16 protein-coding genes are annotated in these 23003 nt (G+C 71.2%); 11 read left to right on the top strand and 5 right to left on the bottom strand.

Annotated features, from left to right (window positions below):
* The first annotated feature begins 153 nt into the window (after window positions 1-153).
* Window positions 154-1014: a glycoside hydrolase family 16 protein gene (locus tag EV375_RS28575; RefSeq protein WP_130302786.1), complete on the top strand. Its 861-nt coding sequence runs from the start codon at window positions 154-156 to the stop codon at window positions 1012-1014.
* A 71-nt stretch (window positions 1015-1085) separates the two neighbouring features.
* On the opposite strand, the gene EV375_RS28570 is transcribed toward EV375_RS28575, so the two are convergent.
* On the bottom strand, window positions 1086-2720 hold the full coding sequence (locus tag EV375_RS28570; protein ID WP_486588884.1) for an ATP-binding protein: 1635 nt from the start codon (window positions 2718-2720) through the stop codon (window positions 1086-1088).
* A 441-nt stretch (window positions 2721-3161) separates the two neighbouring features.
* Between EV375_RS28570 and EV375_RS28565 the strand changes: the two genes are divergently transcribed.
* The gene (locus EV375_RS28565) at window positions 3162-4424 is read left to right on the top strand and encodes a CobW family GTP-binding protein (RefSeq protein ID WP_486588854.1); all 1263 of its coding nucleotides are present in this window, start codon (window positions 3162-3164) and stop codon (window positions 4422-4424) included.
* A gap of 100 nt (window positions 4425-4524) precedes the next feature.
* On the opposite strand, the gene EV375_RS28560 is transcribed toward EV375_RS28565, so the two are convergent.
* A complete protein-coding gene (locus tag EV375_RS28560; protein ID WP_130302784.1) occupies window positions 4525-6969 on the bottom strand; it encodes a DNA topoisomerase IV subunit A in 2445 nt (814 codons plus the stop codon).
* 296 nt (window positions 6970-7265) lie between these two features.
* On the opposite strand from EV375_RS28560, the gene EV375_RS28555 reads away from it, so the two are divergent.
* The 3 genes from EV375_RS28555 (at window position 7266) to EV375_RS28545 (ending at window position 11474) form a co-directional block, all read left to right on the top strand.
* Entirely contained in the window at window positions 7266-8612 is a 1347-nt protein-coding gene (locus tag EV375_RS28555) for a M16 family metallopeptidase (RefSeq protein ID WP_130302783.1), read from the top strand.
* A 59-nt stretch (window positions 8613-8671) separates the two neighbouring features.
* Window positions 8672-10042: a M16 family metallopeptidase gene (locus tag EV375_RS28550; protein WP_130302948.1), complete on the top strand. Its 1371-nt coding sequence runs from the start codon at window positions 8672-8674 to the stop codon at window positions 10040-10042.
* A 613-nt stretch (window positions 10043-10655) separates the two neighbouring features.
* On the top strand, window positions 10656-11474 hold the full coding sequence (locus tag EV375_RS28545) for a M23 family metallopeptidase (protein ID WP_130302782.1): 819 nt from the start codon (window positions 10656-10658) through the stop codon (window positions 11472-11474).
* A gap of 279 nt (window positions 11475-11753) precedes the next feature.
* Here the strand turns inward: EV375_RS28545 and EV375_RS28540 are convergent, their stop codons facing one another.
* A complete protein-coding gene (locus EV375_RS28540; RefSeq protein ID WP_130302781.1) occupies window positions 11754-12038 on the bottom strand; it encodes an HPr family phosphocarrier protein in 285 nt (94 codons plus the stop codon).
* A 136-nt stretch (window positions 12039-12174) separates the two neighbouring features.
* Between EV375_RS28540 and EV375_RS28535 the strand changes: the two genes are divergently transcribed.
* From EV375_RS28535 to EV375_RS28515, 5 genes are all read left to right on the top strand, one after another.
* Window positions 12175-15183, top strand: a complete 3009-nt coding sequence (locus EV375_RS28535) for a GNAT family N-acetyltransferase (RefSeq protein WP_130302780.1) — start codon at window positions 12175-12177, stop codon at window positions 15181-15183.
* A 28-nt stretch (window positions 15184-15211) separates the two neighbouring features.
* Window positions 15212-15796, top strand: coding sequence for a DUF5998 family protein (locus tag EV375_RS28530; protein ID WP_028437403.1), 585 nt, complete (start codon window positions 15212-15214; stop codon window positions 15794-15796).
* A complete protein-coding gene (locus tag EV375_RS28525; protein WP_130302779.1) occupies window positions 15796-16989 on the top strand; it encodes an alkaline phosphatase family protein in 1194 nt (397 codons plus the stop codon). The genes EV375_RS28530 and EV375_RS28525 overlap by 1 nt, the downstream gene beginning before the upstream one ends.
* Window positions 16990-17070: 81 nt before the next feature.
* The gene (locus EV375_RS28520; protein ID WP_130302778.1) at window positions 17071-17739 is read left to right on the top strand and encodes a thymidine kinase; all 669 of its coding nucleotides are present in this window, start codon (window positions 17071-17073) and stop codon (window positions 17737-17739) included.
* 106 nt (window positions 17740-17845) lie between these two features.
* Complete coding sequence (locus EV375_RS28515; protein ID WP_130301611.1) at window positions 17846-19387, top strand: IS1182 family transposase; 1542 nt, start codon at window positions 17846-17848, stop codon at window positions 19385-19387.
* A 259-nt stretch (window positions 19388-19646) separates the two neighbouring features.
* On the opposite strand, the gene EV375_RS28510 is transcribed toward EV375_RS28515, so the two are convergent.
* Window positions 19647-20432, bottom strand: coding sequence for a VOC family protein (locus EV375_RS28510; protein WP_486588853.1), 786 nt, complete (start codon window positions 20430-20432; stop codon window positions 19647-19649).
* Window positions 20433-20675: 243 nt separating this feature from the next.
* Between EV375_RS28510 and EV375_RS28505 the strand changes: the two genes are divergently transcribed.
* On the top strand, window positions 20676-21518 hold the full coding sequence (locus EV375_RS28505) for a sulfurtransferase (protein WP_130302776.1): 843 nt from the start codon (window positions 20676-20678) through the stop codon (window positions 21516-21518).
* A gap of 146 nt (window positions 21519-21664) precedes the next feature.
* On the opposite strand, the gene sepH is transcribed toward EV375_RS28505, so the two are convergent.
* Window positions 21665-22729, bottom strand: coding sequence for a septation protein SepH (gene sepH / locus EV375_RS28500; RefSeq protein WP_130302775.1), 1065 nt, complete (start codon window positions 22727-22729; stop codon window positions 21665-21667).
* Window positions 22730-23003: the final 274 nt, after the last annotated feature.

The raw sequence follows: 23003 nt of genomic DNA, 5'->3' as shown, positions 1-23003 counted from the left end.
GAGTGCGCCGAGTGAACTGCCGTGCGCCCCACACCTGTTCACCCGAGGTGCGGCCCGTCCGCCGGACTGCCGGAGCGCGAACCCGGCCGCGCCACGCGGCCGTGGACCTTCTGGGCCGCACAGCCGGTCCTCCCCACAGGAAGGCACCGCTCGATGAGACCGAAGACCTCCCTGACGGCTTGGCTGCTCGCCGCCGTCGCCCTCGCGATGACCCCGCTGCTCTCGGTGCCGGCGAGCGCCGGGACACCGCCCGCGGACCGGGACTCCGCCAAGGCCGCGCAGTTCACCGACGACTTCGACGGACCGGCGGGCGGCGCCGTGGACGGTTCCAAGTGGAAACTGGAGACCGGCGACAACGTCAGCAACCACGAGCGCCAGTACTACACATCGGGAACCGACAACGCGGCGCTGGACGGCAACGGCAACCTCGTCATCACCGCCAAGAAGGAGAACCCGGGCAACTACAGCTGCTGGTACGGTCCGTGCGAATACACCTCGGCACGGCTGAACACCGCGGGCACCTTCACCACCACCTACGGGCATGCCGAAGCCCGCATGAAGGTGCCGCAGGGGCAGGGCATGTGGCCGGCGTTCTGGATGCTCGGCGAGGACATCGGCAGCGCGGGATGGCCCGCGTGCGGCGAGATCGACGTCATGGAGAACATCGGATCCGAGCCGAGCACCGTGCACGGCACCATCCACGGGCCCGGATACTCCGGTGGCGAGGGCATCGGTTCCGGCTACTCCCTCCCGGACGGGCAGAAATTCGCGGACGACTTCCACACCTTCGCCGTCGACTGGTCACCGGAAAAGATCGTCTGGTCGGTCGACGGCAACGAGTACCAGACCCGCACTCCCGCCGATCTGGGTGGCGACCGCTGGGTCTTCGACCACCCCTTCTTCATGATCCTCAACCTCGCCGTCGGCGGCGACTGGCCGGGCGACCCCGACGGGAACACCAGCTTCCCCCAGCAGCTCGTGGTCGACTACGTCCGTGTGACGGGCGGCAACTGACGGCCGTCCCCGGCCGTCCCACGAACCGTCCGGACCGGCGTTGCCGGGCGCCGGTCCGGACGCCGCCGGCTTCAGCCCGAGGAATCCGCCGGGTGCAGCGCCTGCGGCAGCACCACCGTGAACTCGGCGCCTCCGCGGACCCCTTCGCCCACCCGCGCGGAGCCGCCGTGACGTTCCGCCAGCCGGCGCACCAGCGCAAGGCCCAGGCCGCGCTGACGGTGCGCAGGCGGGTCCTTCGTGGACCAGCCCTCGGCGAAGACCTGTTCACGCAGCTCGCCGGGGACTCCCGGGCCGCTGTCGGTGACTTGGAGGACGACGCCGGTGCCGTCCCCCGCGAGCGCGGCGTCCCGGAGTCCCTGCGTCCTGGCGTCGCCCCAGTCTCCGCATTCCCGGGTGCGGCGGCCCGTGTGCAGCTTCACCTCCACCAGTGCGTCGGCCGAACCCGCAGCCGCGTCCAGTGCGTTGTCGACGAGATTGCCCAGCACCGTGGCCAGCTCGCGCGGCTCGACCAACCGGTCCGGCAGGTGCGTGTCGGGGGTGAGGCGCAGCGCGACGCCCCGCTCGGTCGCGACCGTCGCCTTCCCCACCAGCAGCGCGGCGAGCAGCGGGTCCTCGACGCGTTCCGCGATCTGTTCCGCCGTGGCCCTGTGCACACCGACGGCCTCGCTGAGATAGGCCACCGCCTCCTCGTGCTGCCCCAGTTGCAGAAGCCCCAGCAGGAGGTGCATCCGGTTGGCGTGTTCGTGGTCCTGCGCGCGCAGGGCGTCGATCAGGCCGCGTGAGCCGTCGAGTTCGCGGCCGAGCAGCTCCAGCTCCGTGCGGTCGCGGAAGGTGGCCACCGCGCCGCCGTCGCCCGTGGGCATGCGGTTCGCGACGAGCACCCGGCCGCCGCTGACGGCGAGCAGATCTGTTCCGGTGACGTTGCCGCACAGCACCTCCGCCGTGCGTCCCGGCCCCAGCACCTGCGCCAGCGGACGGCCGGTGTGCTCGGGCCGCAGTTCCAGCAGCCGCTGTGCCTCGTCGTTGACGAGTCTGATCCGGCCCTCCGCATCGAGGGCGACGACTCCCTCGCGGATGCCGTGCAGCATCGCTTCCCGCTCGTCCAGCAGCGAGGAGATGTCGGAGAAGGCCAGGTCGTGGGTCTGCCGCTGGAGCCGCCGCGAGACGAGTACGGAGGCGAGGACGCCGACGGCGAGTGCACCGCCGGCGTAGGCGAGCAGTTCGGGGACCGCGCCGAGGAACTTGTCCCGCACGCCCTCGTAGGCGATGCCGACGGAGACGGCGCCGATCACCTCGCCCCGTCCGTCGCGCAGCGGCACCTTGCCACGGGCGGAGCGTCCCAGGGTTCCCTCGTCGATGTGACGCACCTCGTGCCCGGCGAGGGCAGCGCTGGGGTCGGTGGAGACGTGGCGGCCGACTCGGCGCGGTTCGGGATGGGACCAGCGGATTCCGCGGGTGTCCATCACCACGACGAAGCCGGCCCCGGTGGACCTGCGTATCCGCTCGGCCTGCCGCTGCACCGGACCGTGAGCGGACGGGCCGGGCCCGCCGGCGGCGAGGTGGCGGGCGAACTCGGGCCGTGCGGCAGTCGTCTGCGCGATGGCCAGGGCCCGGTCCATCGCCCGCTCGTCCAGCTCGCCGCTGAGCGGTGCCAGGAAGAGGCCCGTGACCAGGGCCGTGACGCCGGTCGCGATCGCCAGCTGCATCAGGAGAACCTGGGCGAAGACCCGCTGCGGCCAGCGCGGACGCACCAGTGACACGGACAGGCGGCGCCTGCCGGAGGGCGCTTCCGGCGGCCTCAGCGACTGTGGCGCGGCCGGCGGCTGCGGAGACGGTGCCGCACCCGTGACGGGCTCTGAGCCGGACGCGGTGAATGGAGCGGTCACGTGGACCTCGGGCGGATCGGGGGACGGGTCGAGAAACGGTGGCGGCGGCGGCCTGGACCGCGAGCCGCCGGGCAGGCCGCGGGGCGGGGCCGGCGGCTGACGGGACAAGGGGCCGGGGAAGGCGTGTGAGGACCGTAACCGCTCCGCGCGGCCTCGCGCTGTGACATGCGGCATCGCCGCGTACGATCGTCAGCCGCCGCACCCGCAGATCCCGCGGGCGACGTCAGCCCCGCGGGCCCGCACATCCCGGAGGAAGCACTCGTGGAGCGACCACGACGCGTACCGGTCATCGTCCTCGCCGGATTCCTCGGCTCGGGCAAGACCACCCTGCTCAACTATCTGCTGCGGCACAGCGGCGGCACCCGCATCGGCGCGATCGTCAACGACTTCGGCAGCATCGAGATCGACGCGATGACGGTGGCCGGACAGGTGGACTCGATGGTCCCGCTCGGCGACGGCTGTCTGTGCTGTGCCGTGGACACGAGCGACATGGACGGTGTGCTGGAAAGGCTCGCCCGCCCGTCGGCGGGGATGGACGTGATCATCGTGGAGGCCAGCGGTCTGGCCGAGCCGGAGACCGTGATCCGCATGATTCTCGCCTCCGGGAGCGAGCACAGCGTCTACGGCGGGCTCGTCGAGGTCGTCGACGGCGCCGAGTTCGAGAGCGTGCGGGTGCGCCATCCCGAGCTGGACCGCCACGTGCGGGCCGCCGATCTCGTGGTGCTCAACAAGTCGGACCGGGTGGGCGAGACGGAGCTGCGGCGGCTGCGCGAGACGCTGGAGGAGACCGCCCCCGGAACTCCTGTGGTGCCGGCCGAGCACGGCCGCATCGACCCCGCGCTGCTGTTCGACCCGGTGCACCGGCCGCGCCCGCCCGTCGAACAGCTCTCCTTCGACGCGCTGTTGCGCGACGAGCCCGGGGACGCCGGCGGGGGAGCGGACGACGACCACTCCGGTCATCTGCACGCGGCGTACGAGAGCGTCGAGTTCACTTCGGCGACGGCACTGGACCCCAGGCGTTTCCTCGCGTTCCTCGACAGCCGTCCACCCGGCCTCTACCGGATCAAGGGCTTCGTCGACTTCGGCGCGGCCGACCCCGTGAACAGCTACTCCGTGCACGCTGTCGGCGGGTTCCTCCGCTTCGCACCGTCCCGCCGTAAGCCGGGAGAACCGGGGGAGGCGGCGCCCACGCAGCTGGTGATGATCGGCGCCGGCACCGATGGCGAGGCGCTGCGCAAGGAGCTTGCGGCGTGCGTCGCCGACGCCTCGGTCCCGCCGGACCCACAGGCCATGTGGGGCGTACTGCGTTACGTCGAGGCTGACGAGACCGGCGACGCGGCAGACGTCGAGGCCGACGGGTACGTGGCGGCCGAGGAGGCCGAGGAACCCGTCGCCGCCGACGAGGCGGGCGACGAACCGGGCGACGAACCGGAGGGCGCCGCGGGCGGCCCCGGCAACGGGGATGAACCCCGAGTACCCGCCGAGGGCGAGGACTTCACGTACGACCCGGACGCGGACGACTGAGCCGCGCGTACGCTCCGCCGACTCCGCCCTCGGGTCCTGCCGGGCCGCCCCGCTCGCGGTGCGCGGCCGGCCCGGCGTCGACCTGCCGTGGGCAGAACCTCTATACGGGCCCCGCGACCACCGCGACGGGCTTCGCCAGGGGCACGCCCGATCCGTCCCTGCGCGGATCCAGTTCGGGCAGCTCCGCCGGAGTGCCGTTCTTCGAAGCCGCCTTCGCAGGAGCGGGCCCCGCCCACGCCATCGTCAGTGAGTCCTCACCCTTCAGGAACCGCTGGCACCGGACGCCGCCCGTCGCCCGGCCCTTCCTGGGGAACTGGTCGAACGGCGTGAGTTTGGCGGTACTGATCGAATCGTCCAGCGTTCCGTGCGAACCGGAGAGCGTGAAGACCACCGCGTCCACGGCCGGATCGACGGCGGTGAAGGAGACCACCTTGGCCTCCTCAGCCAGTTTGATACCTGTCATGCCACCGGCCGCACGCCCCTGCGGCCTGACCTGACTCGCGGCGTAGCGCAGCAACTGCGCCTCACTCGTGATGAAGACGAGGTCCTCCTCACCGGTGCGCAGCTCGGCGCCGCCCACGACACGGTCGCCCTCGCGGAGGGAGATGACCTCCAACTCCTCCTTGTGCGACGGGTAGTCGGGGACGACCCGCTTCACCACTCCCGCCTCGGTGCCCAGCGCCAGGCCGGGGGAGGACTCGTCCAGCGTGGTCAGGCAGACCACGCTCTCGTCGTCCTCCAGGGTCAGGAACTCCGAGATCTGGGCGCCGCCCGACAGGTTCGGCGCCGTCGCCGACTCGGGAAGCTGCGGCAGATCCACCACGGACAGGCGCAGCAGCCGGCCCGCCGACGTGACGGCGCCGATCTCACCGCGCGTCGTCGCGGGCACGGCGGAGACGATCACGTCGTGCTTGGCGCGCTTGGCCTCCTGGTCGAAGGCGGGCTCGCCGTTGGCCGTACGGGCGAGCAGCCCCGTCGAGGACATCAGCACCCGGCACGGATCGTCGGAGACCTCGAGCGGGACGGCCGCGAGGGGGGCGCCCGTCGCCTCCAGCAGCTCGGTGCGGCGCGGGGTGCCGTGCTTCTTCGCGACCTGGGCGAGCTCGCTCGAGACGAGCTTGCGCAGCTCCGCGTCGGAATCGAGGATCCGGGTCAGCTCCTCGATCTCACCCCGCAGGCGGTCGCGTTCGCTCTCCAGCTCGATCCGGTCGAACTTGGTCAGCCGGCGCAGCGGCGTGTCCAGGATGTACTGCGTCTGTACGTCGCTGAGGCCGAACCGCCCGATGAGCGACTCCTTGGCCTGCGCGGCGTTCTCACTCGACCTGATGATCCTGATGACCTCGTCGATGTCGACGAGCGCCACGAGAAGCCCCTCGACCAGGTGCAGCCGGTCCTGCCGCTTACCGCGCCGGAACTCGCTGCGCCTGCGCACCACCGTGAACCGGTGGTCGACGTAGACCTCCAGCAGCTCCTTGAGGCCCAGCGTCAGCGGCTGACCGTCCACCAGCGCCACGTTGTTGATCCCGAAGGACTCCTCCATGGGCGTCAGCTTGTAGAGCTGCTCCAGGACGGCCTCCGGGTTGAACCCGTTCTTCACCTCGATGACCAGACGCAGGCCGTTCGCGCGGTCGGTGAGGTCCTTCACGTCCGCGATCCCTTGCAGGCGCTTGGAGTTGACCAGGTCCTTGATCTTGGAGATGACCTTCTCCGGACCGACCGAGAACGGCAGCTCCGTCACGACGAGGCCCTTGCGGCGGGCGGTGACCTGCTCGACCGTGACGGTCGCGCGCGTCTTGAAGGTCCCGCGTCCGGTCGCGTAGGCGTCCTTGATGCCGTCCAGGCCGACGATCCGTCCGCCCGTGGGCAGGTCGGGGCCGGGCACATGGCGCATCAGCGTCTCGAGGTCGGCGCCGGGGTGCTTGATCAAGTGCCGGGCGGCGGCGATGACTTCGGCCAGGTTGTGCGGGGGCATGTTCGTCGCCATGCCGACGGCGATGCCGGAGGAGCCGTTGACCAGCAGGTTGGGGTACGCGGCCGGGAGGGTGCCCGGTTCCTGCTCGCTGCCGTCGTAGTTGGAGGCGAAGTCGACCGTCTCCTCGTCGATCGACTCGACCATCAGGTTCGCGGCGGGCGTCGCCCGGCATTCCGTGTACCGCATGGCGGCGGGCGGGTCGTCGTTGCCCAGCGAGCCGAAGTTGCCGTGCCCGTCGACGAGCGGCAGCCGCATCGTGAACGGCTGGGCCATGCGCACCAGCGTGTCGTAGATCGCCGAGTCGCCGTGGGGGTGGAGCTTACCCATCACCTCACCGACGACGCGGGCGCACTTCACATGGCTGCGTTCGGGACGCAGACCCATCTCGTGCATCTGGTAGAGGATGCGCCGCTGCACGGGCTTCATCCCGTCCCGCGCGTCGGGCAGCGCCCTCGAGTAGATGACCGAGTACGCGTACTCCAGGTAGGAGCCCTGCATCTCGTCGACGACGTCGATGTCGAGGATGCGTTCCTCGAAATCGTCCGGCTGTGTCTTCGTACTGCGGGGGGCCATCGCGGCTGCGGCTCCTTCTGTGCTCACGGTGCGGGCGGCCGGTTGGCCGGCCTGTGCGGAGGCGGGTCTGACGCGGACCATTGTGGACCGCGCCGCTGACAACCGGTCGCCCGACCCGGCGGTCGGGGATGTCGTCACCGTGCTCGCCGCCGCTCTTGCGGTGAACGCCACGGGACGAGCCCGGTTCCGGGGCGTACGGTACGGGAACTCCGCACGCTCTCGGCTCGGTTGCATAGGGTGACAGGACCGCTTGCGTACGTACACGCAACTGACGCGATCGAAGGGACTCCATGCCCATGGGTCACACTGCCACGCCCCCGCCGGCCACCGGCGGGCTGACAGCGACCGAGCACCGGCTGGCCAACGGCCTGCGCGTGGTGCTCTCCGAGGACCATCTCACCCCGGTCGCCGCGGTCTGTCTCTGGTACGACGTCGGTTCCCGCCACGAGGTCGCGGGCCGCACCGGCCTCGCCCACCTCTTCGAGCACCTGATGTTCCAGGGTTCCGCGCAGGTACAGGGCAACGGCCACTTCGAACTGATCCAGGGCGCGGGCGGATCGCTCAACGGCTCGACCAGTTTCGAGCGCACGAACTACTACGAGACCATGCCCGCCCACGAGTTGGAGCTCGCGCTCTGGCTGGAGGCGGACCGCATGGGCTCCCTGCTGGTCGCCCTGGACGACGAGTCCATGGAGAACCAGCGCGACGTGGTCAAGAACGAGCGGCGCCAGCGCTACGACAACGTGCCCTACGGCACGGCGTTCGAGAAGCTGACCGCCATGGCCTACCCGGAGGGCCACCCGTACCACCACACCCCGATCGGGTCCATGGCCGACCTGGACGCGGCTTCCCTCGAGGACGCCCGCGAGTTCTTCCGCACGTACTACGCGCCGAACAACGCGGTGCTGACCGTCGTCGGCGACATCGACCCGGAGCAGACGCTCGGCTGGATCGAGAAGTACTTCGGTTCCGTGCCCGGCCACGAGGGCAAGAAGCCCCCGCGGGACGGGAAGTTGCCGGACGTCATCGGTGCCGAGCAGCGCCACGTGCTCGAAGAGGAGGTGCCCTCACGCGCGTTGATGGCCGCCTACCGGCTGCCGCACGACGGCACCCGTGAGTGCGACGCCGCGGACCTGGCGCTCACCGCGCTCGGCGGGGGCGAGTCCTCGCGGCTCAACAAGCGCCTCGTGCGCCGCGACCGGCTCGCGGTCGGCGCCGGGTTCGGGCTGCTGCGGCTCGCGGGCGCGCCGTCCCTGGGCTGGCTGGACGTCAAGGCGTCCGGCGGCGTCGAGGTGTCGCAGATCGAGGAGGCCATCGACGACGAGCTGCGGCGCTTCGCGGAAGAGGGCCCCACACCGGAGGAGATGGAGCGCGCGCAGGCCCAGCTGGAGCGCGAGTGGCTCGACAGGCTCGCCACCGTGGGCGGCCGCGCCGACGAACTGTGCCGCTATGCCGTGCTGTTCGGCGACCCGCAGCTCGCGCTGACCGCCGTTCAGCGCGTCCTCGAAGTGACCGCCGAAGAGGTGCGGGCGGTGGCCGCCGCACGGCTCCGTGCGGACAACCGTGCAGTGCTCGTCTACGAGCCCACCGAACAGGCCGCCGCAGACGGCGAGAACGACGAGACCGAGGAGCCCGGCCAGTGAGCGACGCCCCGAACCCACAGACCGCCGCGGCAGGTACGTCGGAGGCGCAGGGCAAGCAGATGGACTTCCACCCCCAGCCGCGCGGCGGGCAGCCCAGGCCCTGGGCCTTCCCCGCGCCGGACCGCGGCGTGCTCGGCAACGGCCTCACGGTGCTGCGCTGCAACCGCCCGGGCCAGCAGGTCGTCGCCGTCGAAGTCACCCTGCAGGCGCCGCTGGACGCCGAGCCTGCGGGGCTCGACGGCGTCGCGACGATCATGGCCCGGGCCTTCTCGGAGGGCACGGACAAGCTCGACGCGGAGCAGTTCGCCGACGAGCTGGAGAGCTGCGGCGCCTCGATCGACGCTTACGCCGATCACGCGGCCGTGCGCGTCTCGCTGGAGGTGCCCGCCTCCCGTCTGCGCAAGGCGCTCGGGCTGCTCGCCGACGCGCTGCGCGCTCCGGCCTTCCCGGAGAGCGAGGTCGAGCGACTGGTGGGCAACCGCCTGGACGAGATCCCGCACGAGCTGGCCAACCCGACGCGTCGCGCCGCGAAGGAACTCGCCAAGGAGCTGTACCCGGCGTCGGCACGCATGTCCCGTCCCCGCCAGGGCACCGAGGAGACGGTCTCCCGCATCGACGCGGCCGCCGTCCGCTCCTTCTACGACAGGCACGTACGGCCCTCTGCGGCAACCGCCGTCGTGGTCGGAGACCTCGAAGGGGTCGACCTCGACGCCGTCCTGGCGGAAACGCTCGGCGTCTGGACCGGTGCCGCGACGCAGCCGCGCACGGCGCCGCCCATCACCGCCGACGACTCCGGACGTGTCGTCATCGTCGACCGCCCCGGCGCGGTGCAGACGCAGTTGCTGATCGGCCGCGTCGGCCCCGACAGGCACGACCGCGTCTGGCCGGCCCAGGTGCTGGGCACGTACTGCCTCGGCGGCACGCTCACATCGCGGCTGGACCGTGTGCTGCGCGAGGAGAAGGGCTACACCTACGGTGTGCGCGCCTTCGGCCAGGTGCTGCGCTCCACCACGGACGGCACCGGCGCGGCGCTGCTGGCCGTCTCCGGCTCGGTCGCCACGGACGTCACGGGCCCGGCTCTCGCCGACCTGTGGCAGGTTCTGCGCACACTGGCGGCCGAGGGGCTCACGGACGAGGAACGCGACGTGGCCGTGCAGAACCTGGTCGGGGTCGCGCCGCTGAAGTACGAGACGGCGGCATCCGTCGCGGACACCCTCGCGGAACAGGTCGAGCAGCAACTCCCCGACGACTACCAGGCGAGCGTCTACGCGGAGCTGGCGCGCACCGGCACGGTCGAGGCGACCGCCGCGGTGGTGGCGGCCTTCCCGCCGGACCGTCTGGTGACGATTCTCGTCGGCGACGCCTCCCAGATCGCCGAGCCGGTACGGGAGTTGGGGATCGGCGAGGTCAAGGTGGTGACCGGCGGCTGAGGAGCCGCGCGGCGGACATTCCGCCGGCAGGGACGAGGAGAGCGCGCGGGCGGTCCCGGTGGACGGAAGAAGTCCACCGGGACCGCTGCTCTTTGCACTGTCCGGCCTCCGGCCGCGACGGTGCCGAGCGAGAGCTATGTCTGAATTGGCATTTCTGTCACGTTCTGCGATGTGGTGTGCGCGACAAAATGCCGGTCTGGTTTGGCTGTTGCCAGATGCCCCATTTAGCGTCGATCCGGCTGTTCGTCAGAAGTGACCGCGAACCGCGGCCGACGATCGGCATCGCCGAGTCTCCCGTACGACGACGTACACATGGAGAACCGGGGGCCCTTCCCTCTCGGCGCCGCCAGGCGCAGAGGGTCCCTCCCCGTCCGAGCCGGAAACGGCGAGGCGCAGGAGGGGTGGGGTGAATCGGTCCGACCGCCCAGCGGACCGTAGGAGACCTTCCTGCTCCGAACCGACTGGGGGCCCCTTCTGCCCGGATTCCCGCAGGATTCCGCCGGGCGTTCCGCTGCGACCGTGCACGGAGCCCCGAGCGCGGTCGCGCGTGGAACGAGACAGGCAGGAGGCAGACCCGGTAGGCGAGAAGGAGGGAAAGGAGTCACGCCGCAGCATGGCGTTCATCCGTGCCACCGGGACGCACCGCCGTACCCGCCCCATGAGCCGACGCGCGAAGGCAGCAGGCATAGCCGGGCTGACCTTCGGCGTGGTCGGATCGCTCGCGTCGCCCGCCCTGGCCGAGACCGGGGGACAGCCGCAGGCGGTGAGCAGCGGGGCCGACAAGACCGTCGAGGAGACCACTGGCGGAACCGGCCAGGGCACTCCCCGGACCACCCTGCACCACGCCGTCGGATTCGGCGACGCGATCGCCGACAGCGTCAGCGACCAGGCCCGGCTCCAGGAAGCCGCGGCCGCACAGGCCAAGGCCGCCAAGGAGGCCAAGCGCAAGGCCGCCGCCGAGAAGGCGAAGCGCGAGCGCGAGGCCAGGGAGAAGGCCGCGAGGGCGGCCGATCGGAAGAAGCTCAACGCCTACGTCGCCCCTGTCGAGGGCGCGTCGGTCTCCACGTCGTACCAGAGCTCCGGCGGACTGTGGTCCTCCGGCGCCCACACCGGCATCGACTTCGAGGCGGACGAGGGGACCGAGGTCCGTTCCGTCGCCGCCGGGGAGGTCGTCGAGGCAGGCGCCGACGGCTCGTTCGGCAACAGCGTCGTCATCGAGCACCGCGACGGCACCTACACCCAGTACGGCCATCTGTCGTCGGTAGCCGTCTCGGCGGGCCAGCAGGTCAAGCCGGGTCAGAAGATCGCACTGTCGGGCTCCACGGGCAACACCACGGGCCCGCACCTGCACTTCGAGGCCCGCACGAGCTCCGAGTACGGCTCGGACATGGACCCGGTCGCCTACTTGAGGAAGCACGGCGTCGCTCTCTGACCGGTTCCGCGACTGCCCGACGACGGGCAGGCGTCCCGTACGCCTGCCCCCGTCCGGGCGCATGCACCACGGAGCCCCCGGCCGCACACCGGCGACCGGGGGCTCTCCGTACGGCGGGGGCGCCGCCGTGAACTGCGCATCGAACTCTTCAGTGATTCCGCCGATTCCGCCGCGACGACCCCGGCGGAGAGAGGGCGAGCGCCCGCGTTCGTGTCCGCGGACGCCGAAGCGGGCGCAAGGGGCAGCCGCCCGGAGGCGCTGTCCGCCCGCTCCGGACGGTCAGACGGTCTCGGGCAGTTCTTCCAAGCCCTCGGAGACCAGCGTGGCCAGACGCTCCAGCGCGCCCTCCGCGTCCATCGAGTCGGACGCCAGCACGATCTCCTCGCCCGCCTCGGCGCCCAGCCCGAGGACACCGAGCATGGACGCCGCGTTGACAGGAGCGCCGTCGTCGCCCTTCCTGACCGTGACGGGGACGCCTGCCGCAGCTGCCGCGCGGCAGAAGATCGAAGCGGGACGGGCGTGCAGACCCTCGGCCCACCCGACGGTGACGCGGCGCTCTACCATGGTTGTTGCCCTTCGAGTCGTGCTTTCGGCCGGGAACAAGTCTCGCATGCCTCTCTCGGCTGACGGCCGCACCCCTTGACGTGCGCTGTCGGACGTCCGGGGCCGGAGTTGCCCTTACGGCCTTACCCTGAGTCCCATGCGTACCCCTCGGGAGCGTGCGTACCCGGCGCACTGGGAGGCCGACGTGGTGCTCCGAGACGGCGGCACCGCACTGATCAGGCCCATCACCCCGGACGATGCCGAGCGGCTTGTCGCCTTCTACGAACTCGTGTCCGACGAGTCGAAGTACTACCGCTTCTTCGCTCCCTACCCGCGTCTGTCCGACCGTGACGTGCGGCGCTTCACACATCACGACTACGTCGACCGGGTGGGCCTCGCCGCGACCGTGGGGGGCGAGTTCATCGCCACCGTCCGCTACGACAGGGTCGACGAAACCGGACGCGCGGCCGCCGACTCCGGTGCGGGTGGCTCCGCGCAGGCCGAGGTGGCCTTCCTGGTACGTGACGACCACCAGGGCCGTGGCGTGGCCTCCGCGCTCCTCGAGCACATCGCCGCTGTGGCGCGTGAGCGCGGCATCCAGCGATTCATCGCCGAAGTGATGCCCGCCAACAACAAGATGATCAAGGTGTTCACGGACGCGGGTTACTCGCAGCACCGCAGCTTCGAGGACGGCTCCGTCCATCTCACCTTCGATCTCGAACCGACCGAGCGGTCCCTGGCCGTCATGAGCGCACGTGAACAGCGGGCCGAGGGCCGCTCCGTGCGCCGGCTGCTCGCGCCCGGCTCGGTCGCCGTGATCGGCGCGAGCCGCTCGCCCCGAGGCGCCGGCCGCAGGGTCCTGGAGAGCCTGCGCACCTCCGGGTTCACCGGGCGGGTGTACGCGGTCAACCGCGAGCTTCCCGGTGGAGAGAGCGAACTCGGCGGCGTGCCCGCTTACCGTTCCGTCAAGGACGTGCCCGAAGACCTCGACCTGGCCGTGGTGGCCGTCCCGGCCAGCCAGGTGCATGCGCTCGCGCGGGAGTGCGGTGAGGCGGGCGTGCAGGGACTCGTCGTGCTCACCGCGGACTTCAGCCGTGACGAGCAGCGCGAACTCGTCCGGCTGGCACGCTCGTACGGCACCCGCGTCATCGGTCCGAACGCCTTCGGACTGATGAACACGGCTGCGGAAGTGCGTCTCAACGCGACGCTCTCGCCGGAGATGCCCGCGCGCGGCAGGGTCGGCCTGTTCACCCAGTCCGGCGCCATCGGCATCGCTCTGCTGGCCGGTCTGCATCAGCGCGGCATCGGGCTGTCCAGCTTCGTCTCCGCGGGCAACCGGGCGGACGTCTCCGGCAACGACGTCCTCCAGCACTGGGACGACGATCCCGACACCGACGTCACGCTCCTCTACCTCGAATCGATCGGCAACCCGCGGAAGTTCACCCGGCTCGCCAGGCGCATCGCCGCCCGCAAACCGGTCGTCGTGGTCAAGGGCGCGCGGCACAGCGGCAGCGCGCCCCCGCCGGGGCACGCAGCTCCGGTCTCCACCACGCCGGTCGCCACCGTCACCACGCTGCTCAGGCAGGCCGGAGTCGTCATGGTCGACACGGTCACCGAACTGCTCGACGCGGGCGCCCTGCTCGTCTCGCAGCCGCTTCCGGCCGGGCCGCGCACCGCGATCCTCGGGAACGCGGAGTCCCTCGGGCTGCTCTCGTACGACGCGGCGCTCGCCTGTGAGCTGCGTCCGCAGCCCGTGCGCGACCTCGGGACGTCCGCGACGCCCGGGGAGTACCGGCAGGCACTGCGCGAGGCACTTGAGGACCCGGAGACGGACGCGGTCGTCGTCACCGTCATCCCCTGGGTCGGCGACACCCCGGTGGCGGAGCTGGCGGACTCGCTGCGCGAGGCCTCGGAGGGCGCCGACAAACCGGTCACCGTCGTGCATCTGGCCATCGAGGGCCTGGACGCCGCCCTCGCCGGGCACGGCATCCCTTCCTACCCCGCGCCCGAGCGCGCGGTGCGCGCCCTCTCGGAGGCCTCCCGCTACGCGCGCTGGCGCCGCGAGGCGCAAAACCCGGGACGCGTACCGGAGTTCGAGGCCGACGAGGCCGCGGCCTCGGAACTGCTCGCCCGTGCGGCGGCGGACGCGGAAGGTGCAGGTGCTCCGGACGCGACCGCGAAGGCGGATGCGGAGGCGGCAGAGCCGGCGACGGCCCTCGGGGACGGCGAAGTGCCCGCGTCGCCCGGACCCGCCGGGACCGCGGACGTCTCCGCCGCCCGGCGCGGGGAATCCGCTGCCGGCGTCAGCGAGGCCGAGGGCACCGGAACCGAGGACACCGGCACGGAGGAGACCTCCGGACGCTCGTCCGAAGACCCCTCCGGGCCGGCTGCCCGCGCGGCCCGCCCTGCCCCCACCACAGCCCCCGCCGCAGCCCTCACCACGTCTCCCGTCCCCGGTCCCGCCCCGGACAGGAGCCCGGGCGTCACTCTGGGCGCCGAGGACACCGCCGCGCTGCTCGCCTGCTACGGCATCGTCGTCCAGCCCACGGTCCCGGCTCCCGGGCCGGACGAGGCAGCGGCCGCGGCAGCACGTCTCGGCTACCCCGTGGCCCTCAAGACCACGGCCCCTCACCTGCGCCACCGCGCCGACCTCGGCGGCGTGCGCCTCGACATCTCCTCGGAGAGTGAACTGCGCCGTGCGCACGCCGAGTTGACGGAAGCCTTCGGGGACTCCGCGGGGATGCGTCCCGTCGTGCAGACCATGGCACCGCGCGGCGTCGACACCGTCGTCCGCGCGGCCTTCGATCCGACGATCGGGGCGGTGCTCTCCTTCGGACTCGCGGGGACGCCGTCGGAGCTGCTCGAAGACGTGGCCCACCGCCTCGTCCCCGTCACCGACAAGGACGCCGCCGAACTGGTGCGGGCCATCCGCAGCGCCCCGATCCTCTTCGGATGGCGCGGCGCGCAGCCCGTCGACGTCGCGTCCCTGGAGGAGCTTCTGCTGCGGGTGTCGCGTCTGCTCCACGACCACCCCGGGGTCGTCGCGGTGGACCTGGAACCCGTCGTCGTCGCGTCCCGGGGGCACACGGTGCTCGGTGCGACCGTGCGCGTCGCCGAGCCGTCGCCCAGGGCCGACCTGGGCCGCCGCAGCCTGCCCGCTTACTGACAGTCCACCGGCCCGTAGGATGGCCCGCATGGCGAAGACCGGTACGACGACCCAGGGGCTGCGTGAGGCGATCGAGCGCAGCGGCTACTACCCGACCCTCGTGGCCGAGGCCGTCGAGGCGGCGGTGGGCGGCGAGCCCGTCACTTCCTACCTCGTGCACCAGGAGACGACGTTCGACTCCAACGAGGTGCGCCGCCATGTCACGGTCCTCGTCCTCACCGGTACGCGGTTCCTCGTCAGCCACACCGACGAGCAGCCCGCGGACGGCACGTCCTCGTCCCCGTACGCGACGACGTCCACGGAGTCCGTGAAGATCCAGCGCATCTCGTCCGTCGTGCTCTCCCGTGTCGTCGCCGACCCGGAGTCCTACACGCCCGGGACGCTGCCGCGCGAGGTGGTGCTGACCATCGGCTGGGGTGCCGTCTCCAGGCTCGACATGGAGCCCGCCACCTGCGGGGACCCCAACTGCGAGGCTGATCACGGCTATACGGGCTCGTCGACCGCCGACGATCTCTCGCTCCGGGTGAGCGAGGCGGCGGACGGGCCCGACACCGTGCGGCAGACCCTCGCCTTTGCGCAGGCGCTCTCAGAGGCGACGGTGACACCCTCCTGATGGCACAGGCCGCCACCGAGAACCCGCAGGAACCACTGCCGCTGGACCCGCGCACCGCACCCGTGCCGCGTTACGGTCTGGCGTCGCTGTCGGATCTGCTGCCCGCCATCGTCACCGCACAGGGCCTGGAGGGCCTGGAGACGGGGCTGCGGCTCGAACCGGCCGACCGCGCCTGCGTGTTCCTCGTCGACGGTCTCGGCTGGGACGTGCTGCGTGCGCATCCCGAGGAGGCGCCGTTCCTCACCTCCCTGCTGCACACCTCCCTCGGGGGCACCGGGTCCGCGCTGACCGCCGGGTTCCCCTCCACGACCGCCACCTCGCTGGCCTCCGTCGGCACCGGTCTGCCGCCCGGTGTGCACGGCCTGCCCGGGTACACGGCTCTCGACCCCGACACGGGCCGGCTGATGAACCAGCTGCGCTGGCAGCCCTGGACGGACCCGCACGCCTGGCAGCCGTACCCGACGGTCTTCCAGCTCGCCGACGCCGGCGGAATCACCGCCAGCCAGGTCTCCGCACCCCACTTCGAGCAGACGCCGCTCACGCGCATCGCGCTGTCGGGCGGCACGTTCCTCGGGGTGCTCAGCGCCGAGGAACGCATGGACCGGGCGGCCGAGCGCCTGGCCGCCGCGGACCGCACGCTCGTCTACACCTACTACGCCGAACTCGACGGTCACGGCCACCGCTACGGCATCGACTCCGACGCCTGGCGCGGCCAGCTGATGTACGTGGACAGGCTCGCCCAGCGGCTCGCCGAGCAACTGCCGTCCCGTTCCGCGCTGTACATCACCGCCGACCACGGCATGGTCGACGTTCCGCTCACTGCGCAGGCGCGGTTCGACGTCGACGACGACTGGGAGCTGAGCGCCGGCGTCGCCGAGCTCGGCGGGGAGGGCAGGATGCGCCACCTCTACGCCGTGCCCGGAGCCGCTCGCGACGTGGCGTCGGTCTGGCGCGAGGTGCTCGCGGGGCACGCGTGGGTTGCCACCCGCGAAGAGGCCGTGGAACTGGGCTGGTTCGGGCCGCGGATCGACGATCGGGTGCGTGCCCGCATCGGCGACGTCGTGGCCGCGATGAGCGGGGACTCCGCCGTCGTGGCCACTGAGCGCGAGCCGAAGGAGTCCGCGCTCATCGGGATGCACGGCTCCGCCACCCCCGCCGAACAGCTCGTCCCGCTCCTCGAAGTCCGTACGTAACCCAAGCCGCCCGTACGCTCGCCCCCGGCCCGTACGAGCACACACCGACCTGCCCGCCCGCGCAGAAAGGCCGACGTCTCCATGCCAGAGCTGGTGTTCTTCTCCGGAACCATGGACTGCGGCAAGTCGACACTGGCTCTCCAGATCGAGCACAACCGTTCCACCCGCGGCCTTCAAGGCATGATCTTCACTCGCAACGACCGTGCGGGGGAGGGGCGTCTCTCGTCCCGGCTGGGGCTCGTCACCGACGCCGTCGAGGCGAGGGACGGCTTCGACTTCCACGTCCATCTCGTGAAGCATCTGACCGCCGGCGGCCGTGCCGACTACGTCATCGTGGACGAGGCGCAGTTCCTCACTCCCGAGCAGATCGACCAACTGGCCCGCATCGTCGATGACTTGGGCATGGATGTCTTCGCCTTCGGAATCGCGACGGACTTCCGCACCAGGCTCTTCCCCGGCTCGCAGCGGCTGATGGAACTCGCCGACCGCATCGAGGTGCTTCAGGTCGAGGCGCTGTGCTGGTGCGGAGCCCGCGCCACCCACAACGCCCGTACGGTCGGGGGGAAGATGGTCGTCGAGGGCGCACAGGTCGTCGTCGGCGACGTGGGCGAACCCACCGGCGAGGTCGGCTACGAGGTCCTGTGCCGCCGTCACCACCGCCGCAGGCTCACCGCCGCCGCAGCGGGGGCCGGGGCGCTGTCCCCGGACGTGCTTCCCATCGACGCCCCCGCCACGCCGCACGTCACCTAGAAGACTGCTGAAGATCTTGGGGTTCTGGCCTCGTCGTTTGAGCGGTGGGGCCAGACTCGTTGGTGTGGTTCAAGGGGAGTGGGTCGGGGAGACGGTCGGTCCGGATGTGTGGGAGACCTGCCGGGAGTTGATCCCGGCTGGGAGTGTGTTCGCTTTCCTGGCCGAGCACCGTGGACGGTTGTTCCCGGCAGGAATGTTCGCGGACATGTACCCCTCGGCAAACGGGCGGCCGAGCATGCCGCCGCAGATCCTGGCCGCGGCCGTCACGCTGCAGGCTCTTCATGGCCTGTCGGACTTCGAGACGGTTCAGGAACTGCGCTGTGACCTGCGGTGGAAGGCTGCCTGCGGACTCGGCCTGCACGACACGGCCTTCGACCCGTCGTTGCTGTCCTACTTTCGCCGCAGGCTGGCCCGCTCGGCCCGGCCGAACCGGGTATTCGAGACCGTCCGCGAGGTCATCAAGACCACCGGCGTGCTCAAGGGCAAGCACCGTCGGGCACTGGACTCCACGGTGCTGGATGATGCGGTGGCCACCCAGGACACCGTTACCCAGATCGTCGCCGCGATCCGGACGGTGATCCGTGAGGTCCCCGGCGCCCCGGCAGTCGCCGACCAGCAGTGTCGGGCTCACGACTACAGCGATCCCGGCAAGCCCCGTATCGCCTGGAACGACCAGGCGGCACGAGCTGAGCTGGTGGACGCCCTGGTCGGTGACGCACTGCGGCTGCTGGGTCATCTGCCCGAGCAGGAACTCGGTGAAAAGGCCGCGAATGCGGTCGGCATCCTGGCCTTGGTCGCCGGCCAGGACGTCGAACCCGCCGATGACAGCGACGGGCGTGACGGGCGCTGGCGCATCACCCAGGGCACCGCTTACGACCGGATGATCTCCACCGTCGACCCGGAGTCCCGCCACGCGCACAAGACCCGCCACCAGCAGCAGGACGGCTTCAAGGCCCATCTGGCCATCGAGCCCGAGACCGGCTTATTCACCGCAGTCGCCCTCCGGCCCGCGACCGGCAGCGAACACCACGAAGCTGCTGTCGGCCTCGACCTGCTCGCCCAGGAAAACGATCCGGTGGACGCCTTCGGCGACACTGCCTACTCCACCGGTTCCGCCTGTCAAAGTCTCCAACAATCGGGGCACCGGCTGTTCTTCAAGCCCGCGCCACTGCGGCCTGCTGTCCCGGGCGGTTTCACCCTCGACGACTTCGCCATCGACACCCTCGCGGGCACGGTGACCTGCCCCCAGGGACACACCGTCCCCCTCACCGATCCCAGCGGACGGCACCGTCAGCGCAAGGCCACCTTCGCCAAGGAGTGCACCGGATGTCCTCTGCGTCAGCGATGCACCAAAGCCAAGACCGGACGCATCCTGACCATCCGGCCGCACCACGATCTACTCGTTCAAGCCCGCCACCAGGCCGCCGCTGACACGGACTGGCAAGCCGACTACCGACGCTGGAGACCACCCGTCGAACGCGCCGTCGCCTGGCTCGTCCACCACGGCAACCGCAAACTCCGCTACCGCGGCACCATCAAGAACGACACCTGGATCCACACCCGAGCCGCCGCCCTCAATCTCCGCCGACTCATCAACCTCGGACTCCATCACAACGGCACCACCTGGCAGATCCAGGCCACCACCTGACGGTGGCAACCCGGATCAACCAAGATCTTCAGCAGTCTTCTAGGTCCTGTCGTTTGGATCTTCGTGGATCAGCCCGCGGCGTCAGATGCATGGGGCTTCCCCCGCGAAAGCGAGGGGACGCATCGCAAGGCGGAGGATCGTCCTCGTACTGGGCGTACTCGGATGACTCCGACAACGCAGAGAGGCGCCGTAGCTGTCGTCGCGGGCCCGCGGAGATCCGAACGACAGGGCTTAGCGCCACCCGGCCCCGGCCCGGCCGTCAGACGTGCGCGATCACGCTGAACTGTGCGCCTTCCGGGTCGGCAGCAGTGGCGACGCGGCCGTGCGGGGTGTTGGCCGGCAAGTGCACGACGGAGCCTCCGAGTTCGACGATGCGCCGAGCGGTGGCGTCGGCGTCGGCAACGGCGAAGTAGGTCTTCCAGTACGGTCCGCGGTCGCGGGGGAGCGCCTGCCCGACGCCGTGGATGCCCGCCACGGGCTCCCCGTTCACATGGAGCGTCACGTAGTCCCGGCCGTCCGGGTCGTGCCGCTCGCCGCCGTCGCCGTTCCCCGAGCCGCCGGCGGGCTCGTATCCGAATACCGCCGGATAGAAGCTGCCGGCCGCCGAGGACTCACGAGTGATCAGCTCGTACCAGACGGGTGCTCCCGCCACCTCCGCGGTGGCCGGGGCCAGGCTGTCCGGCTGCGACGCCTGTTGCCACACGCCGAAACCCGCCCCCGCGGTGTCGGCAGCGATCGCCATGCGGCCCGCGTCGTCCGCGTCCAGCGGTCCGACGGCCACCGTGCCGCCCCGTTCGCGGATCAGACCGGCGGTCACGTCGGCGTCGTCGCTCGCCATGTACGGCAGCCAGGCGACGTTCAGACGCCGGCCGGGCACGATCTCGCCGAGGCCGGCGACTTCGTGGCCGTCCGCCAACGCCCGTACATAAGGCCCCGGTTGGCGCGGCCCGGAGTAGAACTCCCATCCGAACAGCCGGTGGTAGAACTCCTGGCTCCTGGCCAGCTCCTCCACCAGCAGACTCGCCCAGCATGGTGTGCCGGGCATCTGTCTCGGCTGTGTGTGCCGAGTGACTGATTCCGTCATGCGTTGTCTCCCTCATGACCATCGTCGATGTGGTCACGTCGTGTATTGGCAGCGATTATTGGCAGCGATGTAACGCTTCGGATTGCGTACCCTTCCGTGCCGCTTACCGATGCTCCCACCACCTGTGGCGTCATAGTCCCCGACACCGCCGGTAATTCCCCTTTCGCAGCGGTCTGTTCCGCACGCGTGAGTGAAAATGGCGGGATGACAGCGATCACTTCCGCATCAGCCCTCGCGCACGAACTCACCGGCGACGAACCTCCTGTGCTCCTCGACGTGCGCTGGCAGCTGGGCGGCCCGAACGGCAGGCCGGACTACGAAGCCGGCCACCTGCCCGGAGCGGCCTACGTCGACCTGGACTCCGAACTGGCCGGCCCGCCCGGCGGTTCCGGCCGCCATCCCCTGCCGGACCCCGAGGTGTTCGGGGCGGCCATGCGGCGGGCCGGGGTCTCTGATACCCGCCCCGTCGTCGTCTACGACGGTGGAACGGGCTGGGCCGCGGCCCGTGCGTGGTGGCTGCTGCGCTGGGCCGGGCACGGGGACGTCCGCGTGCTGGACGGCGGCCTCGCCGCGTGGGACGGGCCGCTGGAGACCGGCGAAGTGAAACCGGAGAAGGGCGACTTCGTCCCGCGCCCCGGAGCGCTGCGAGTGCTGGACGCCGACGGGGCGGCGGCACTGGCGCGGCGCGGGGTGCTCCTGGACGCCCGTGCCGCCGAGCGGTACCGGGGCGAGGTGGAGCCGATCGACCCGGTCGCCGGGCACATCCCCGGTGCCGTGTCCGCGCCGACGGCGGAGAACGTGACGGAGGCAGGGGAGAAGGGTGCCCCGCTGCTGCGCGACTCCGGGGAACTGCGCAGCCGCTTCGGTGAGTTGGGCGTCACGGACGCAACCGAGACCGGCGTCTACTGCGGTTCCGGCGTCTCGGCGGCACACCAGATTCTCGCGCTGGCCGTGGCGGGAATCGACGCGGCCCTGTACCCGGGTTCGTGGAGCGAATGGTCCGCGGACCCGGGCCGCCCGGTCGCCACGGGTGCCGAACCGGGCTGAACCGCGGGCGCGTTCACGACGGGCCGGGTGAAGGCGACCCGTGAAGGCGACCCGTTAACGGGCAGGCGGGCGGACCGGCCGGAGCGCCTGGCAGCCGCCGCCGTGTGCGGCGGCCGCCGAGCGGGCGCTCCGGTACGGCGCGCGCGTCAGTCCTTCTTGCGACGGGTGCCGAAGACGATCTCGTCCCAACTGGGCACCGCGGCACGGCGACCGGGACGCACGCCGTCCGCCTCGGCCTGCCGGTCGGTGTTCCCCTTCAGCCGGTCCCGGTGTGCGCTGACCGAACGCGGCATCAGCACGTCCGCGTACGCCGAGCCGGCGCCGGCGGCCGTGGCCGGAGGCTCGACAGGCTCTTCCTCTTCGTCGGTCTCACGGTCGTCGTCGGAGGAGTTCTCCGTCTCCGAAGCGGACGAGCCGTGGACGGCGGACGCCGGCGCACTCTGCTGCTCCGGCACGACCAGGTCGCCGCGGAAGTTGGGCACGGCCTCCAACAGGCTTGTCAGGGAGTCCGGTTCGCCGTCCGCGTCGATATCGCCCGCGAAGGCGCTGGTGTCGGCGTCCACGCGGTCGCTCTTGTCGCTCCGCTCCCTGGGCAGCCTCGCGATCCGCGGAACGAAGGGGGTGCTGGGCTCCGGGGTGTCGTCGGTCTCGCCGATGAGCGAGCGCGCCTCGTCGTCGACGGCCTGCACAAGGCGCCGCGGCGGGTCGTAGGTCCACGTCGCGGAGTGAGGCTGGCCGGCCACGCGGTAGGCGAGCAGCACTTCCCACGTGCCGTCGTCGCGTCTCCAGGAATCCCAGTGCACGGCGTCCTTGTCGGCGCCGCGCAGCAGCAGCCGCTCGGCCACGGCCTCTCCGAGCTGCGGACCGGCGTTCTCCCCGGGGCGGCGCACCGGCGTCTTGCGTGCGCGCTCGGCCATGAACGCGCGCTCGGCGAGCACGGGGCCCTCGAAACGGCGCACCCGGTCGACGGGAATCCCCGCGAGCTGAGCGACCTCCTCAGCGGAGGCACCGGCCCGTATGCGCGCCTGGATGTCACGGGGCCGCAGGTGGCTCTCGACCTCGATCTCGATCTGGCCGAGGCGTGCGCGGTCGTTGCGTACGGCCGCCCGCAGCCGCTCGTCAATCGGAAGCGTGTATTCCGTGCTGTCGGCAGCTTTGAGCACCAGACGTGTGCCGTCGTTGCTGACGGCCACGACACGCAGTTCGGGCATGTGAACCTCCCGGGTGGTGCCTGCCGACATCACGTGCGTCGCTGCTCCCGCTGGACGAATGTGGCCTGCCCGTGTGCGGCCTGCCACAACCTTGCCGACCTGTCCGACGACCGGGACCTTCCCGGAGCCGCCTGCGGCACGGTTATCACTTCGCAACGCATAGTGACCGTCCTCGTCACCTGTGCTGCCTGAGCCGGGTCTGAGCCGAGGCCAGGGCTCGTCACACTACTCCATTAGGGCCACGGGGGTGGACCGGCGCGCCGTTCAAATTGCT

Source organism: Streptomyces sp. CNZ301, from assembly GCF_004217425.1.
The sequence above is the reverse complement of the archived record's forward strand: the minus strand, read 5'-3'. Positions and strand labels throughout refer to the sequence as shown.